Origin of the sequence: Microbacterium sp. F51-2R, assembly GCF_052180235.1 — a bacterium.
GTDB lineage: Bacteria > Actinomycetota > Actinomycetes > Actinomycetales > Microbacteriaceae > Microbacterium.
This window is the reverse complement of sequence record NZ_CP197470.1, coordinates 2786212-2800892: the sequence shown is the minus strand read 5'-3', so window position 1 is coordinate 2800892 and position 14681 is coordinate 2786212. Positions and strand designations below refer to the sequence as shown.

Annotated in this window: 13 protein-coding genes; 2 read left to right on the top strand and 11 right to left on the bottom strand. The window is 71.8% G+C overall.

What is annotated here, in order from left to right; all coding sequences use genetic code 11:
• Positions 1-118 precede the first annotated feature (118 nt).
• The 11 genes from ACSBPH_RS12285 to ACSBPH_RS12235 all read right to left on the bottom strand — a co-directional run bounded on the left by ACSBPH_RS12285 (position 119) and on the right by ACSBPH_RS12235 (position 11415).
• Positions 119-721: a bifunctional 4-hydroxy-2-oxoglutarate aldolase/2-dehydro-3-deoxy-phosphogluconate aldolase gene (locus tag ACSBPH_RS12285; protein WP_442574616.1), complete on the bottom strand. Its 603-nt coding sequence runs from the start codon at positions 719-721 to the stop codon at positions 119-121.
• Positions 718-1632: a sugar kinase gene (locus ACSBPH_RS12280; protein WP_442574615.1), complete on the bottom strand. Its 915-nt coding sequence runs from the start codon at positions 1630-1632 to the stop codon at positions 718-720. Before ACSBPH_RS12280 ends, ACSBPH_RS12285 begins: the two co-directional genes overlap by 4 nt.
• Positions 1629-2453, bottom strand: coding sequence for a 5-dehydro-4-deoxy-D-glucuronate isomerase (gene kduI, locus ACSBPH_RS12275; RefSeq protein ID WP_442574614.1), 825 nt, complete (start codon positions 2451-2453; stop codon positions 1629-1631). The genes ACSBPH_RS12280 and kduI overlap by 4 nt, the downstream gene beginning before the upstream one ends.
• A 32-nt stretch (positions 2454-2485) precedes the next feature.
• Complete coding sequence (gene kduD / locus ACSBPH_RS12270) at positions 2486-3250, bottom strand: 2-dehydro-3-deoxy-D-gluconate 5-dehydrogenase KduD (protein WP_442574613.1); 765 nt, start codon at positions 3248-3250, stop codon at positions 2486-2488.
• A complete protein-coding gene (locus tag ACSBPH_RS12265; RefSeq protein WP_442574612.1) occupies positions 3247-4209 on the bottom strand; it encodes a fumarylacetoacetate hydrolase family protein in 963 nt (320 codons plus the stop codon). The genes kduD and ACSBPH_RS12265 overlap by 4 nt, the downstream gene beginning before the upstream one ends.
• Before the next feature lie 37 nt (positions 4210-4246).
• Entirely contained in the window at positions 4247-5431 is a 1185-nt protein-coding gene (locus tag ACSBPH_RS12260; protein ID WP_442574611.1) for a glycoside hydrolase family 88 protein, read from the bottom strand.
• A gap of 46 nt (positions 5432-5477) precedes the next feature.
• Positions 5478-6158 carry a ferredoxin-NADPH reductase gene (locus ACSBPH_RS12255; RefSeq protein ID WP_442574610.1) on the bottom strand — a complete coding sequence of 227 codons (681 nt, stop codon included), beginning with the start codon at positions 6156-6158 and terminating at the stop codon, positions 5478-5480.
• Entirely contained in the window at positions 6155-7072 is a 918-nt protein-coding gene (locus ACSBPH_RS12250) for a carbohydrate ABC transporter permease (protein WP_442574609.1), read from the bottom strand. The genes ACSBPH_RS12255 and ACSBPH_RS12250 overlap by 4 nt, the downstream gene beginning before the upstream one ends.
• Entirely contained in the window at positions 7072-8013 is a 942-nt protein-coding gene (locus tag ACSBPH_RS12245) for a carbohydrate ABC transporter permease (RefSeq protein WP_442574608.1), read from the bottom strand. The genes ACSBPH_RS12250 and ACSBPH_RS12245 overlap by 1 nt, the downstream gene beginning before the upstream one ends.
• A gap of 79 nt (positions 8014-8092) precedes the next feature.
• The gene (locus ACSBPH_RS12240; protein WP_442574607.1) at positions 8093-9403 is read right to left on the bottom strand and encodes an ABC transporter substrate-binding protein; all 1311 of its coding nucleotides are present in this window, start codon (positions 9401-9403) and stop codon (positions 8093-8095) included.
• 56 nt (positions 9404-9459) lie between these two features.
• Complete coding sequence (locus ACSBPH_RS12235; RefSeq protein WP_442574606.1) at positions 9460-11415, bottom strand: DUF2264 domain-containing protein; 1956 nt, start codon at positions 11413-11415, stop codon at positions 9460-9462.
• A gap of 192 nt (positions 11416-11607) precedes the next feature.
• Here ACSBPH_RS12235 and ACSBPH_RS12230 point away from each other — a divergent pair, with 192 nt between their 5' ends.
• Complete coding sequence (locus tag ACSBPH_RS12230) at positions 11608-13551, top strand: heparinase II/III domain-containing protein (protein ID WP_442574605.1); 1944 nt, start codon at positions 11608-11610, stop codon at positions 13549-13551.
• Positions 13548-14672 carry a substrate-binding domain-containing protein gene (locus tag ACSBPH_RS12225; protein ID WP_442574604.1) on the top strand — a complete coding sequence of 375 codons (1125 nt, stop codon included), beginning with the start codon at positions 13548-13550 and terminating at the stop codon, positions 14670-14672. The genes ACSBPH_RS12230 and ACSBPH_RS12225 overlap by 4 nt, the downstream gene beginning before the upstream one ends.
• The last annotated feature ends 9 nt before the right edge of the window (positions 14673-14681 follow it).

Here is a 14681-nt window from a genome sequence, read left to right as displayed (position 1 = left end):
CGGAGATCGCCACAACGTCGGACCCGAAAGACCGATCCGATCCTGCGCTGTGGTTATCTCCGACGTTGTGGCGAAAGCACAGGGACCAGCCGCCAAGGCCCCACGCGGGCCGCACGCCTCAGCGCGCGAGGAGCGTGGCGAGGCGGTCGAGCTGCGAGGCGTCCTCGAGTGCCGAGCCCACAGCAACGACCTTGACCCCGGCGTCGAGGAACTCCGCCGCGTTCGACGCGTCGATGCCGCCGGTGGCGACGAAGCGCGCCTGCGGGAACGGCCCGCGGATATGCCGGAACCACCCTGCCCCGAGCCACGTCGCCGGGAAGGCCTTGAGCCATGTGAGGCCCAGCGACATCGCGAGCTGCACCTCGCTCGGAGTCGCGACCCCGGGAAGGATCGGGATGCCGGAGGCCTGCGCCGCGCGCACGACGGCGGGGTCGAGCCCCGGCGAGACGACGTAGGCTGCGCCCGCCGCTCGCGCGACGGCGACCTGCTCCGCCGCGACGATCGTCCCGGCCCCGACGAGCTTGCCGCGCTCCGCGGCCAGTCTCACGACCTCGCGCAGCGCCCGCTCGTCCTCCTCGGTCTGCAGCGGCACCTCGACGGAGTCGATCCCGAGGTCCCACGCCGTCCTCGAGAGGGCCGCGGAGCGCTCGACGCCCATGCCGCGGAGGATCGCCATGACCGGCGCACCCCCGAAGATCGTCTCGAACTCGTGGTCGGTCATGCGCGGGTCCTCTCGTCGACGGAGTCGCTGGTGGTCTGGAGGGTCAGGGCGGCGCGGCGGTGCCCGCGACGCAGGCGTTCGGCGAGCGGCTCCCGCTCGAGGAGCGCCGACAGGTAGCCGCCGGCGAACGCGTCCCCCGCACCGACGGCCTCGACGACCTCGACCGCGAGCGCGGGCTCGAAGAGCGTCGCACCGCCGGCGAAGACGGCGGCGCCGACGTCGCCGTCCTTCACGACGAGCTCGGGGACGCCGGGGAGAAGAGCGCGGACGGATGCGGCATCCGTCGTCGCCCACAGGAGCTCGGCCTCGTCCCGGCCGACGAACACGATGTCGGCGCGGGCGGCGAGCGCCAGGAGCGCCGGTGCGGCGACCTCGGCGGTCCACAGCGGCGCGCGGTGGTTGACGTCGAAGCTCACGCGCACGCCGGCCGCGCGCGCCCGCTCGATCACCGCCTCGAGGAAGCCGGCGGCCGACGGCGAGATCGCCGCCGTGATCCCCGAAACGTGCAGCACCGCGACGCCGGCGAGGTCGACGGCATCGACGTCCGCCGGCGAGAGGTGCGCCGCCGCCGAGCCTGCTCGGTAGTACCGCACGCCGTGGCCGGGGTCTTTGAAGTACACCCCGGTCGGATGCCGCGCATCGAACACGACCGCCGACACGTCCACGCCCCGCTCGGCGAGCTGCCGCGCGATGCGGTGCCCGAGCGGGTCGTCGCCGAGGCGGCTGAACCAGCGCGCCTCGCCGCCGAACGCCGCGACGTGCGACGCGACGTTGGACTCCGCGCCGCCCGCATCGACGCGGAAGTCCGCCGCGTCGGCGAGGCGCTCCGCCGCGGCGGGCGCGACCATCGCCATCGTCTCGCCGACGGCGAGCAGTGCCCCCGCCCGGGATGCCGTCATCGCGCCGATCACCGCAGGTCGGTGACGGGCGCGGCGTCCATGTCGTCGAAGGCCTGATTCTCGCCCGCCATCGCCCAGATGAACGAGTACGCGGCCGTGCCCACGCCCGAGTGCAGCGACCAGCTCGGGGAGATGATCGCCTGGCGATCGGCGACGACGAGGTGACGCGTCTCCTCGCGCTCACCGAGCAGGTGGATGACGCGCGCGTCTTCGGGGAGGTCGAAATACAGGTAGCACTCCGTACGTCGGTCGTGGGTGTGCGCGGGCATCGTGTTCCACATCGATCCCTCGTGGAGCTCGGTCACGCCCATCACGATCTGGCACGACTTCACGCCGTTCTCGTGGATGTACTGGTTGAGCGTCCGGCGGTTGGAGGTCGCCTGGTCGCCGAGCTCGCGCACCGTGCCCTCGCCGGGGTTGACGAGCGCCGACGGGTAGGCCGTGTGCGCGGGTGCCGAGAAGAGGTAGAACTGCGCGTCACCGTCGGCATCGGCGAAGGTGATCGAACGGATGCCGCGGCCGAGGTACAGGCACGCCCCCTTGACGAGCGTGTACTCCTCGCCGTCGGCGGTGACGGTGCCCGCGCCTCCGACGTTGATGATTCCGAGCTCGCGGTGCTCGAGGAAGTAGTCACTGCGGATCTCGGGGTAGCCGGTCAGCTCGAGCGACGATCCCGCGGGCACGGCGCCGCCGAGCACGATGCGGTCGTGGTGCGTGTAGACGAGGTGGATCTCGCCGGGCACGAACACGTCGGGCACGAGGTAGCGCTCGCGCAGGTCTGCCGTCGTCATGCCGGGGATCTGGTCGGGGTTGGTGGCGTAACGCTGTTCCATGTCGCTCCTGGTCTCGTATGGGGGTTCGGGTGTCAGCGGACGAGCCAGCCGCCGTCGACGGGCACGATGGCGCCCGTGACGTAGGCCGCGGCGTCCGACGCGAGGAAGACGAAGGCTCCCTGCAGGTCTGCGGGCGTGCCCCAGCGGCCCGCAGGGATGCGGGAGACGATGGATGCCTCGCGCTCGGTGTCGGCGCGCAGCGCCGCCGTGTTGTCGGTCGCCATGTAGCCGGGGGCGATCGCGTTGACGGTCACGCCCGAGGCCGCCCACTCGTTCGCCAGCGCCTTCGTCAGGCCCGCGACGGCGTGCTTGGACGCCGTGTACGCCGGCACGAGGATGCCGCCCTGGAAGGAGAGCATCGAGGCGACGTTGATGATGCGGCCGTGGCCCTGCGCGATCATGTGCCGGCCCGCTGCCTGCGAGAGGTGGAAGACCGCGTCGAGGTTGACCGACAGCACGTCGGTCCAGTCCTCGGCGGTGTACTCGGCGGCCGGCGCGCGACGGATCGTGCCGGCGTTGTTGACGAGGATGTCGATGCGTCCGAGCTCGGCGACGACCTCGTCGACCGCCGCAGTCAGGTCGGCGGGGGCGGCGTGGCCGAGGTCGCGGCGAACGCTGTGCACGCGGCGACCGAGGGCCTCGACGGCGGCGATGGTCTCGTCGGGGGCGCCCCGGTCGATGAGCGCGATGTCGGCGCCGGCTTCGGCGAGCGCGACGGCGGCCCCCTGGCCGAGCCCGCGGCTCGACCCCGTGACGAGGGCGACGCGGCCGTCGAGGCGGAACGAGTCGAGGATCATGGGGCGGCCTCCTGCCGATCGGGAACGGATGTCGTGAAGCGGGTGGTGAGCTCGCCGAGGCGCGAGATGCGCACCGTGACGGCGTCGCCGTCGCCGAGCGGCCGGTGCGCCTCCTGCGCCGCGGGGAGCTTCTGGGGGGTGCCGGTCGAGACGACGTCGCCGGGCTCGAGGGTCAGCACCTGACTCAGGTGATGGATGACGAAAGCGACGCTGAAGATCGTCGTCGACGTCGACTGCGAGACCGTGACGACGCCGTCGCGCACGACCTCCACGAGGAGGTCCTGCGGATCCCCCGCCTCGTCGGGCGTGACGACCCACGGCCCGAGCGGCGCGAACCCGTCGGAGCACTTGCCCAGCGCCCACTGGCTCTGCCGGCGCTGCCACGCCCGGTCGGACACGTCGTTGAGGATCGTGTAGCCGCCGACGTGCTCGAGGGCGTCTTCGAGCGAGACGCGCTGCGCACGACGGCCGATGACGATCGCGACCTCACCCTCGTAGTCGACGTCGGTCGCTCCCGGCGGGATCACGACCGCCTCGCGCGGCCCCGCGAGCGTGTTCGGCGTCTTGACGAAGACGTCGGGCCACTCGGGATCGTTCGCGGTGGGATCGGCGCCGTCGGGCACGTGCCCGCGGTAGTTGTACCCGAGACACAGGATCTTGCCCGGCACGACGGGCGCCCGCAGGTCGGCATCGTCGAGGAGCGGAAGGCCCGACCACCCGAGCGCGTCCGTCTCGGCCCGGGCCGCGGTCTCGGCCCGCGCCGCGGTCCCGCCCCGCGCCGCGGTCTCGGCCCGGGCCGCGGTCTCGGCCCGCGCCGCCGCGAGCAGGCCCGCGTCGGCGAGGATCTCCGCGACGCCCGCGCGCGACAGATCGTCCGGGAGCGTCACGACGCGGTCCGCGCCGGCGGCGTCTGTGATGACGGATGCCGCCACCGGCCCGTCGGCGGTGGCGATGGTCACGAGGCGCACGGTGCACCTCCCGGTGTCGAGGCAGATGTCACCAGTACGGCTTCCATCCCGGCAGGGCGCGGCGCGTGAGCGCCTCGAGGTAGAAGTAGTCGCCCCACAGGGTGCCCTCGTCGACGCCGTTGTGCTTCGGGAGGTCGTAGACGCCGTGCAGGATCAGGGCGTCGGAGGCCTCGGGGGGCTCGGGCGCATAGCGCGCCACGAGCGAGTCGAGGATCGCGTTGGCCGCGGCCCCCGCACGCTCGCCGCGGGGCGTGCCGGGCTCGAGCTCGGCGAGCTCGAACAGCCCGCACACGGCGATCGCGGCGGCCGAGCTGTCGCGCGGGGCGTCGCTGCCGTCGTGGTAGACGAGGTCCCAGAACGGAACGACGTCGGCGGGGAGGTGCGCGAGGAAGTAGTCGGCGCAGCGCCACGCGGCCTCGAGGAGGGTCGGGTCGCCGGTCGCCCGGTGGTTCAGGGCGAAGCCGTAGATGCCCCACGCCTGCCCGCGCGCCCAGCACGAGTCGTCGTGGGCGCCCTGCTCGGTCGCGCCGCGCAGCGGCTCGCCGGTCTCGGCATCCCAGTAGAACGTGTGGAAGGTGGAGTCGTCCTCGCGCAGGATGTGCTCGCGCAGCTGCGTCGTGTGGCGGCGCACGGCATCGGCGAAGCGCTCCTCGCCGGTCTGCTCGTAGGCCCACGTGAGGAGCGGCATGTTCATGAGGCTGTCGATGATCGTCCGGCCCCGCTGCGCCGGGTCGGACAGGTCGCCCCACGCCTGGATGATCCCGGCGGGCTCGAGGAAGCGCATCATGAGGTGATCCGCCGCCAGGAGCGCCGCTTCGCGCGCGCTCTCGTCGCCCAGGAGACGCCACGGCGCGACCGACGCGAGCGTGTAGAGGAAGCCGAGGTCGTGGGTGTCGAGGTCTTCGCCGTTGCGCACGCGACGCTCGAAATCCGCCGCGTGGCGGAGCGCGGCATCCCGGAACACATCGTCTCCCGTGAGCTCCCACGCGAGCCACTGCGCACCCGGCCAGAAGCTCGTCGTCCAGCCGCGGTTGCCGCCCTCGGGGAAGATCCCCTGGGCGGGGCGCAGCGGGTAGCGGTCGTCGCGCGTCGTGTCGTCGGGGTAGAGGTCGCCGAACGTCTCGATGTTGCGACGGACGGTGGACAGGGCGCCGGCGAGGGCGGGCTCCGCGGCACGGGCGGTGCGCTCCTGGGTCGGGGGCGTGGACGTCATCGGTCTTCGTGTTCCTTCGTGGGGTGGTCTCGAGCGGAGCTCGTTGTCAGGCGGTCTGCGTGTCGGGGATGGCGAGCACGGGCCGGAGAGCGAATCGGGAGTTCGCCCACACGAGGTAGAGGGCAGCGGATGCCGTGAGCCCCAGTGCGATCGCGGGCAGCGACGTGAAGAGCACCGCCTGGGCCGCCAGGACCACGAGCGACACCGCCGAGAGGTACCAGCGGCGCACCGCGAGCCAGGCCGACGCGCGGAGCACGTCGCGAAGGCGCACGCGCGGGTCCTCCGCGATCGCGACGAAGCCGAGGAGCCCGGTGGCGAGCGCGAGCACGGTCAGCACCGCGAGGAGGGGGACCGCGACGACGCCGAGCGGTGTGCCGGCGAAGGCGCGCACGTCGACGAGGAGCACGACGACGACGGCCGACAGCGTCCCTCCGAGCGGCAGCGACCGGCGCCACGTCGCACGCAGGCCCGCGATGAAGTCCCGCGCGACCGTGACGCTCCCCCGGGCGTGCTCGCGGAACACCGTGAACGCCGCCGTGAGGCCGGGCGCGGCCAGCGGCGCGGCGATCGCGAGGAGCGGCCACGAGCGCGCGGGATCGGTCGTGACCAGGAGCACGACCAGCGGCAGGCAGGCGATCAGGAGGAGGGCGTTCGTCACGAGGCCGAGGTAGACGACGGCGAAGACGTTCGCGTACGACTCGTGCGAGATGCGGCGCAAGGCGTTCATCCCTTCATCCCGCTCGTCGCGATGCCCTCGATGAAGAAGCGCTGACCCAGGAGGAAGATGACCGCGATCGGGATGACCGAGATCGTCAGGCCCGCGAACAGGAGGGCGTAGTTGGTGTCGTAGAGGTTCGAGACGAAGCTCTTGAGCCCCAACTGGATCGTCCACAGGTCGGGGCTGCGCAGGTAGATGAGCGGTCCGAGGTAGTCGTTCCACGTGTTGACGAACGTCAGGAGCGTGAGGCTCGCGAGGGCCGGGATCGACAGCGGCAGCATGATGCGGCGCCAGATGGCGTACTCGCTGAGCCCGTCCAGGCGTGCCGCCTCGGACAGCTCCTCGGGGATCGTCTCGTAGTACTGCTTCATGAGGAACACGCCGAACGCGCCGAAGGCCTGGATGAGGATGATCGCCCACAGGGTGTTCGAGACCTTGAGGTTCGACAGCAGGATGAACTGCGGGATCATGTACGACTGCCACGGCACGGCGATCGTGCCGATGTAGACGAGGAACAGCACGTCGCGCCCCGGGAAGCGCATCTTGGCGAAGCCGTAGGCGGCGAACGACCCGGTCAGCACCTGCAGGAACGTCACCACGACCGCGAGCACGAGCGTGTTGCGGATCCACGTGAGCATGTCGGACTCTGTCCAGATCTCGACGTAGTTGCTCCACACGAAGGTCTCGGGGAACCACTTGATCGGCACCGAGAAGACCTCGTTGGCCGACTTCAGCGAGCTCATGACCATCCAGAAGAACGGCATGAGGAGCGCGACGGCGGCGAGCACGAGGACCGTGTAGCCGACGATCCGGGCGACGCGCCGCGCGGGCGTGAGCGTCTTGCCGTCGACGGGCGGCGGGGACTGCTCCTCCGCGACGTCCTCGAGCTGACGCCGGCTGATGGGGCTTTCGATGGCGGTCATCAGTAGCTCCTCCGCTTGTTCCAGAAGAACTGCACGATCGTGACGACGATGCACAGGAGGAAGAGGGCGACGGCTGCGGCGGACGCGTAGCCGAACTGGCTCTCCTCGAAGCCCTTCTTGTAGATGAACTGCGACAGCACGAGCGTCGCCTGCCCGGGCCCGCCGTTGGTCATGACGAGGATCAGGTCGAAGATCTTGAACGAGTTGATCGTGAGCATCACGGTGACGAAGAACATCGTCGGGCGCAGGCACGGGAGCGTGACGTTGAAGAAGCGCTGGAAGACGTTCGCCCCGTCGACGCGGGCGGCCTCGTGCAGCTCGCGGGGCACCGTCTGCAGGCCCGCGAGGAAGAGGATCATGTAGTAGCCCATGTCGCGCCACGTGCTGACGATGACGACCGCGGGCATCGCCCACTCCGACGAGGTGAGCCATCCCGGAGGGTTCTCGAACCCGATGAAGCGCAGGATCTGGTTGATGGGGCCGTAATCGGGGCTGAAGAGCAGGTTCCACACCACCGCGATCGCGACGATCGAGGTGATGTAGGGGAAGAACGCGGCGGTGCGGAAGAACGCGATGCCGCGCAGCTTGTTGTTGAGCAGCAGCGCGAGGCCCAGCGACACGACGATCGTCAGCGGGATGTGCATGACGGAGTAGTAGAGCGTGTTGAGGACCGAGATGCGGAAGCTGCCGTCGCCGAGGAGGCGCTGGAAGTTCGCGAGGCCGATCCAGTCGGCCTTGCCGAACACGTTCCAGTTCGTGAACGACATGTAGAAGAGCGTCACGACCGGCACGAGGGTGAGCAGAGCGAACCCGAGGAAGTTCGGGAGGATGAAGCTCCAGCCGATCAGCGTGCTGCGCAGGCGCAGCCGGGACCTGCGGCGCCGCCGAGATGCGGGCGGCGGTGATGCGGCGGCGACGTCGTCGGCGACGAGGCTCGTCATGGTGTCCTCCAGAGGGGAAGAGGGGGGATGGTGGGGCGGCCGGGCAACGGATGCCGCGGCCCGGCCGCCCAGAGAGACCTCAGTCGAGGCCGACCTCGTTCTTGACGCGGTCTTCAGCGGTCTTGATCGCGTTGTCGATGTTGTCGGAGCCCGACATCACCGCCGTGTGCAGGTCGCCCAGGATGCCCTGGATCGCGGCCGTCTTGCTCGACGTCGGGTTCTCGGGACGCGTCTCGTGGGTCGAGAAGGCGAACTTCGACAGGTCGTCGGAGGGAGCGCCCTTGACGCCGAAGTACGTCTCGACGACGGCGTCGTTGAGGAGCGCGGGGGTGATGCCGATGGCGGCGAGCGCCTTGGCGGCGTCTTCACCGGCGGCGAACTCGAGGAACTTCTTGGCCGCGCCGACCTTGGCCTTGTCGATGCCGGCGTTGATCGAGAAGCCGGTCGGGTCGCCGAAGGTCACCGGGGTCTTGTCGGTGCCGGTCGTCTTCTCGTCCAGCTGCGGGATCGGCGCGATGCCCCAGTCGAAGGTGTCGGCGTCGCCCGAGGCCTGCTGCGCGATGAGCGTCGCGACGTACCACGTGCCCATCGGCATCATGGCGGCGTTCTGCTTGCCGAACTCGCCCTGGTAGGTGAGCTGGTTGGCGCTCGAGGTGTTGAAGTCGACCTGGTAGCCGGCGTCCTGCAGCGCGAGGACGCGCTCGTAGTAGGGCTTCAGGTAGCCGTAGTCGCCCTTGAGGATGTCGCCGTCCTTCGACTGCGCGTTCGCGAAGCCCTGGACCGTCGACTGCCAGCGGTGCTGGTACGTGCCCTTGGCGGCGCTTCCCGCGCCGGACAGACCCTCGGTCAGCGCCGCAGCGGCCTTGTCGTAGTCGTCCCACGTCCACGAGCCGTCGGGGTAGTCCACGCCGGCCTGGTCGAAGAGCGCCTTGTTGTAGAAGAGCACCCAGGAGTCCTGGCGGTACGGCACGCCGTAGGAGGTGCCGTCGACCTCGTACGACGAGGTGCCACTGATGCCGTCGGGGAGCGTGACGTCGGAGACGTCGAGCAGCTGGCCGCCCTCCTGGAAGGTCGTGACGTACTTGACCTCCTTCTGGGTGATGATGTCGGGGCCGACTCCGGCCGCGAGGTCGGCGGTGACCAGAGTGTTGTAGTTCGCCGGGTCGTACTCCTTGAGCTCGACGGTGACGTCGGGGTTCTTCTCGTGGAAGGCGTCGGCGAGCGTCTGGAATTCGGGCGTGGTCTCGAGGCTCCAGCCGGAGAGGGTCAGGGTCACAGGACCCGAGGACTCCTCGGCGGCCGGGGTGTCGCCCGAGCCGCCGCTGCAGGCGGCGAGCGACAGCGTGGCGACGATGGCGATCCCCGCCGCTGCTGCGAACTTGCGCTTCATTGTGATGCTGCTCCTTTGCGAGTGCAGAATTGCGGACCCTTCCTCGGGTCCTGCGGTCACCGGGTCGACGCTTCGACGATCCGGGGGTCTGGAAGAGACGACATCGTCACGACGCCGTCGGGCCACGCGATGCGGACCTCGTCCGCCTCGCTTTCGAGGCGCGCCGCGGCGAGGTCGGCGGGGGTGCCGGCGAGCTCGACGATGACGGCGACGCGCTCCCCCGCCGCGACGGGGAACGTCACGACGGGAACGCTCGCGCCGGCGCCGAGCGGCGTGGAGTCGGGGCGCACCTCGATGCCCGTCGCGCCGTCGCCGAGGAGGGGACGGATGCCGCTGCTCAGGCGCGCCGTGGAAACGCGGGCCGCGGCACCCTGAGTCGACGCGACGGCGTCTGCGACGGCCCAGCCGCCGACCCGCAGGGTCAGCCCGGCGGGGTCGAAGGCGGGCTCGACATCGTCGACGTCGACGAGGCGCACCTCCCACGGCCCGCGCACGAGCGAGCGCACCGTGAGCCGGCCGGCGACGGCGACCTCGCCCTCGATGCCCGAGCCGTGGCGCACCTGCGAGGTGGCGGGGTCGATGAAGTGGGCCGGCCACGTCGAGGCGGCGACGCCGACCTCGTCATCGATGCGCACGTCGAGAAGTCGCATCGCGGCGCGGTGCGTCGCACGCCCCTCGCCGTCGACGAGGGCGACCGACTGCTCGAGCGGCTCGCGCCATGCGCGACCGTTGGCGAGCGGAGCGGTCGCCGTGGAATAGCCCAGGCGCGCGTAGAGCGGCGAGTCGCCGACGAGGCTGCCCTCGGTCGCGTGATCGGTGCCGTGGTTGACGACGCGCACGATCCCGTCGGCGCCGGTGCCCGAGACGAGCCATCCCGCCGCGCGGACGGCGCGGAGCGAGTCGGCCGCCTCGACCGGGAGAGGCTCGGCGGGAGCGCTCCACACCGGGTGGTCGGCCGGGAGCGAGACGCCGAGGAGGCCCTTCGTCGCCCAGTACGGCGAGGCGGGGCCGGAGTATGCCTGCGCGAGACGCCGCCACTCGCCATGCCACCCCATGCTGAGCAGGTCGCGCGAGTCGGGCACGCCGGCGTCGGCGAAGTGGGCGACGACGCGGTTCGCCGCGTGGCGGAGGGCGCCGAGCGAGGTCGAGGGCACCTCGGCGATCGCGCCCACCCAGAACGGGGCCGCCGCCGCGAAGCGGTAGATGAGGCTGCGGCCCTGGATGAGGGGCGAGCCGTCGGCGCCGACGAGCGCACGCGCGTCGAGGAGGAAGCGGTCCAGCAGCGCGACATCCTTCGCCGTCCGCCCCTGCGCGAGCTCGGCCGCACCCTGCATGCGCGCCCACAGCACGGGGTAGAGGTGCAGCGCCCAGCCGACGTAGTGGTCGTAGGAGCGCTCGTCGCCGTCGGACAGCCAGCCGTCGGGGCGTGCGAAGGAGTCGTGGAGAGCGAGGTCGTCGGCGACGTCCTGCGGCGACCACGGGCCCCCGACCGAGCGGAGGAAGGTCTGCACGACGAGGCGGAACCACAGCCAGTTCGTACGCGGGTACGTCTGGTCTCCGACGGCCGGCGCGAAGTAGGCGACGACGCGCTCCTGCGTCACGGCGTCGAGGCGATCCCAGATCCACGGGCGGGTCAGGTCGAGGATGAGCGCGAGGGAGGCCGCCTCCACCTTCGCCTGCGGGTGCTCGTCGAGCCGCACCCAGCGGTCGGGCGCGTCGGGGTCGACGCCCGTCGCGATCCCCCGCGCGGAGAAGTCGATGAGGTCGTCGACGCCCTGACCGCGCTCACCGGCGATGCGGAAGCCGGCGAGGAGGAAGGTGCGGGCGAATCCCTCGAGGCCGTCGACGGCAGCGCCGTAGCCCCCTTCCGCGCCGGGAGGCGTGATGCGGGCGTGGCCCGGCGAGGCGAAGGCGCGAGCGCCGGCGAGAAGGCGATCGGCGTAGGCGAGCCACTGCGCACGGCTCCAGTCGGGCGTCGAGGCGCCGTCCCGGACTTCGTCGTTGCGCGTCACCGTGGTTCTCCCTTGAATGGCTCGGGCGGACCGCCCTCGCGGCGCCGCTTTCGGAGATTAGCAATCAATATCGGTCATCGCAAGACTTTTCCTTTTCGTTATGATCGTTTATGATCGTTTCAGAGGTGATGGATGCCTCGAACCCCGCTCCCAGACCGTTGCGGGCGACACGACTCGACGAAGAGAGAGCTCATGGTGACGCAGGCGTTCGCGGGTCCCCTCGCGGGCCTCTTCGGGGCCGACAGGGCCACGGCGCTGCGGCGCGGCATCCTCCGCTCGCCGGCGGATTCTCTCCCGGTTCCGACCGCGGAAGACCGCCATGCCTGGGGTGCCGTCGATCCCGTCTCCGCGGAGGACCTCCTCGCGCGGGCCGAGCGCGACCTCGGTTCGCCCTGGCCGCTCCCCCTCGCGAGCCTGGCCGCGCGCGTGCACCGCGACGGCGACCGCGAGGAGTGGGAGTCGCTCGCCTTCGAGCGCCAGCGGCGCCTGAGCCGCGCGACGGCCGCCGCCGCCCTGACGCTCGAGGGCCGCTGGATCGACGAGGTCGCCGACGGCGTCGTGCTCCTGTGCGAGCAGAGCTCATGGTGCTGGCCCGCGCACGACGACACTCTCGCGCGCCACGGCGCCGTCCTCGCGACGGTGGACGACCCGTTCCTCGATCTCGGCGCGGGCGAGGTCGTGGGCCAGCTCGCGTGGATCGACCGCGTCCTCGGCGCGCGGCTCGACGAGCGCTACCCGGGGCTTCGTGCGCGCATCCGGCGCGAGGCGCGCGTGCGCGTCATCGACCCCTTCGTGACGCGGCGCGACTGGCACTGGCTGGGTCTGGACGGCGACGTGCACAACTGGAACCCGTGGATCCACGGCAACGTGCTCGTCGCGGCACTGCAGCTGCTCGACGACCCGCCGGAGGAGGCCCTCCGCGCCGAGGTGACCGACCTCGTCGTGGAAGGCCTCGACCGCTACGTGGCCTCGCTCCCCGACGACGGGGCGATCGACGAGGGCTATTCGTACTGGTGGAACGGCGCCTGCCGGGCGCTCGAGGCCCTCGACGTGCTCGCCTTCGCGACGGACGGGCGGTGGGATGCCGCGGCATCCGTCGAAGCGCTGCGAGAGACCGTGGCGTTCCCGCACCGCTCGCACCTCGGCGGCGATTGGTACCTCAACCTCGCCGACGGCCAGGCCCGGCCGACCCGCGAGCAGCCGTGGCACGCGCTGCACCGCGCGGCCCGCCGCGTCGGCGACGACGACGCGCGCCGCCACGCCGCCGCCCAGCGCCGGCCCGGCGAGCCGCTCGCGACCGAGCGCGAAGGACTCGGCCGCCTGCTGCGCGGCCTCACCGACGACGCCTGGCAGGGCGATACCGCTGCGACCTCGCCGCTGCCGCGCGACACGTGGCTGCCGTCGACGCAGGTGCTCCTCGCGCGCGAGGGCGCCGGCACGGCGGCGGGAGCGGCCCTCGCGATCAAGGGCGGCCACAACGGCGAGCACCACAACCACAACGACGTCGGGTCGTTCGTGGTCGCCGTCGACGGCGTGCCCGTCCTCGTCGATGCGGGGCGCCCGACCTACACGGCCGAGACGTTCGGGCCGCGCCGCTACGACATCTGGACGATGCAGAGCACGTGGCACAACGTGCCCGAGATCCGCGGCGCGGCGCAGCCGGCCGGCGCCGGGTACGCGGCATCCGTCGTCGCATGCGACGTGACCGACGAACGCAGCGCACTCGCGCTCGAGCTCGCGGGCGCCTACGAGGCTCCCGGACTCGTCTCGTGGCGGCGCGAAGCGGCGCTGGAGCGAGGAGCCCGGGGCGCGCGCGTCACGATCGACGACACGTGGGACCTCGAGCCCTGGGGCGCCGGCGACGAGCCGCCGACGACCGTGCGGCTGCTCGTCGCAGGGCGGATCGAGCTGCGGGACGACGGCGCCCGCATCGTCCCGCTCGAGGGCGCGCGCCCCGTCCTCGCGCGCTGGACACCCGCCGTGCCGGCGACGCTCGTGGAGCGCCCACTGACCGATCCCCTGCTCACCGAGGTGTGGGGCGGCGCGCTGACGCGCATCGACCTGCTCGTCACGGAGCACCGAAACCTCCGCGTCACGGTAGAACTGGACGCAGCCACCGAGAAGGACCGACGATGACCGACCAGCCGATCCACGCAGCGCTCGCTCCCGCGCGCCGAGCGCACGTCCTCGCGGCACTGACGCGAGACGGCGTCGTCCGCGTCTCGCAGCTCATCGACGAGCTCGGCGTGACGCCCGTCACGGTGCGCCGCGACCTCGCGCAGATGGAGGAGGAAGGTCTCCTCGTGCGCGTGCACGGCGGGGCGGTCGCCCCGGAGGGCGGCAACGGCCACCGGGTCGAGGCGGCGGCGCCCGACGACGACGAGCGCGCGGTCACCGCGACGTCCGACGCGATCGCGGTGCTCGTGCCCTCGCTCAACTACTACTGGCCGAGCGTCGTGCGCGGCATGGAACGCGAAGCGCGGCGCCGGGGCTTCCGGGTCCTCCTGCGCGGCGCGTCGTACGAGCTGCAGGACGAGCGGCCCGTGCTCGAGCGCCTCGTGCGCTCCGAAGGCGTCAAGGGCCTGATCGTCGCCCCCAACACCGACACGCCGCACGCGCAGGACGTCATCCAGTGGCTCGCGCAGGCGGGCGTGCCGAGCGTGCTGACCGAGCGCGACGCGTTCCTCCTGCCCGACCGCGCGCCCGTCGAATCGGTCACCTCCGACCACGCCCTGGGCGCCGTGCTCGCCGCGCGGCACCTCGCCGACCTCGGCCACCGCAAGGTCGGGCTCGTGCTGTCGCGGGACTCGCCCACGTCGCGCAAGATCGCCGCGGGGTGGCAGGCGGTGTGCGACGAGCTGGGGCTCACGCCGACGCAGCACTTCGAGCACCTGCTCCCCGACCGCAGCAGCCCGGACTTCCGGGACGCCGTCAACGCCTCCCTCGACCGGGCGATGCAGAGTGGGACGACGGCGCTCCTCGTGCACCCCGATGCCGAGGCCATGGCGTTCGTCGACCTCGCGCTCGCCCGCGGCATCTCGGTGCCCGGCGACCTGTCGGTCATCGCGTACGACGACGAGGTGGCCGAGCTGTTCACGCCCGCGCTCACGGCCGTGAGCCCGCCGCGGATGGATGTCGGGGCGGCGGCCGTCGACCTCCTCATCCGCCGGATCCACGAGCCCGATCGCCCCGTGCACCGGGTCATGCTCAACCCCGTCCTGAACGTCCGCGAGTCGACCGCGCCGCCGCGGGGCTGATCTGGTCGC

Excerpts from the sequence above, each read along its gene's own strand:
- ACSBPH_RS12285 (WP_442574616.1), bottom strand. The coding sequence starts at position 721 with ATGACCGACCACGAGTTCGAGACGATCTTCGGGGGTGCGCCGGTCATG.
- ACSBPH_RS12250 (WP_442574609.1), bottom strand. The coding sequence starts at position 7,072 with ATGACCGCCATCGAAAGCCCCATCAGCCGGCGTCAGCTCGAGGACGTC.
- kduD (WP_442574613.1), bottom strand. The coding sequence starts at position 3,250 with ATGATCCTCGACTCGTTCCGCCTCGACGGCCGCGTCGCCCTCGTCACG.
- ACSBPH_RS12255 (WP_442574610.1), bottom strand. The coding sequence starts at position 6,158 with ATGAACGCCTTGCGCCGCATCTCGCACGAGTCGTACGCGAACGTCTTC.
- ACSBPH_RS12245 (WP_442574608.1), bottom strand. The coding sequence starts at position 8,013 with ATGACGAGCCTCGTCGCCGACGACGTCGCCGCCGCATCACCGCCGCCC.
- ACSBPH_RS12230 (WP_442574605.1), top strand. The coding sequence starts at position 11,608 with ATGGTGACGCAGGCGTTCGCGGGTCCCCTCGCGGGCCTCTTCGGGGCC.
- kduI (WP_442574614.1), bottom strand. The coding sequence starts at position 2,453 with ATGGAACAGCGTTACGCCACCAACCCCGACCAGATCCCCGGCATGACG.
- ACSBPH_RS12225 (WP_442574604.1), top strand. The coding sequence starts at position 13,548 with ATGACCGACCAGCCGATCCACGCAGCGCTCGCTCCCGCGCGCCGAGCG.
- ACSBPH_RS12240 (WP_442574607.1), bottom strand. The coding sequence starts at position 9,403 with ATGAAGCGCAAGTTCGCAGCAGCGGCGGGGATCGCCATCGTCGCCACG.
- ACSBPH_RS12260 (WP_442574611.1), bottom strand. The coding sequence starts at position 5,431 with ATGACGTCCACGCCCCCGACCCAGGAGCGCACCGCCCGTGCCGCGGAG.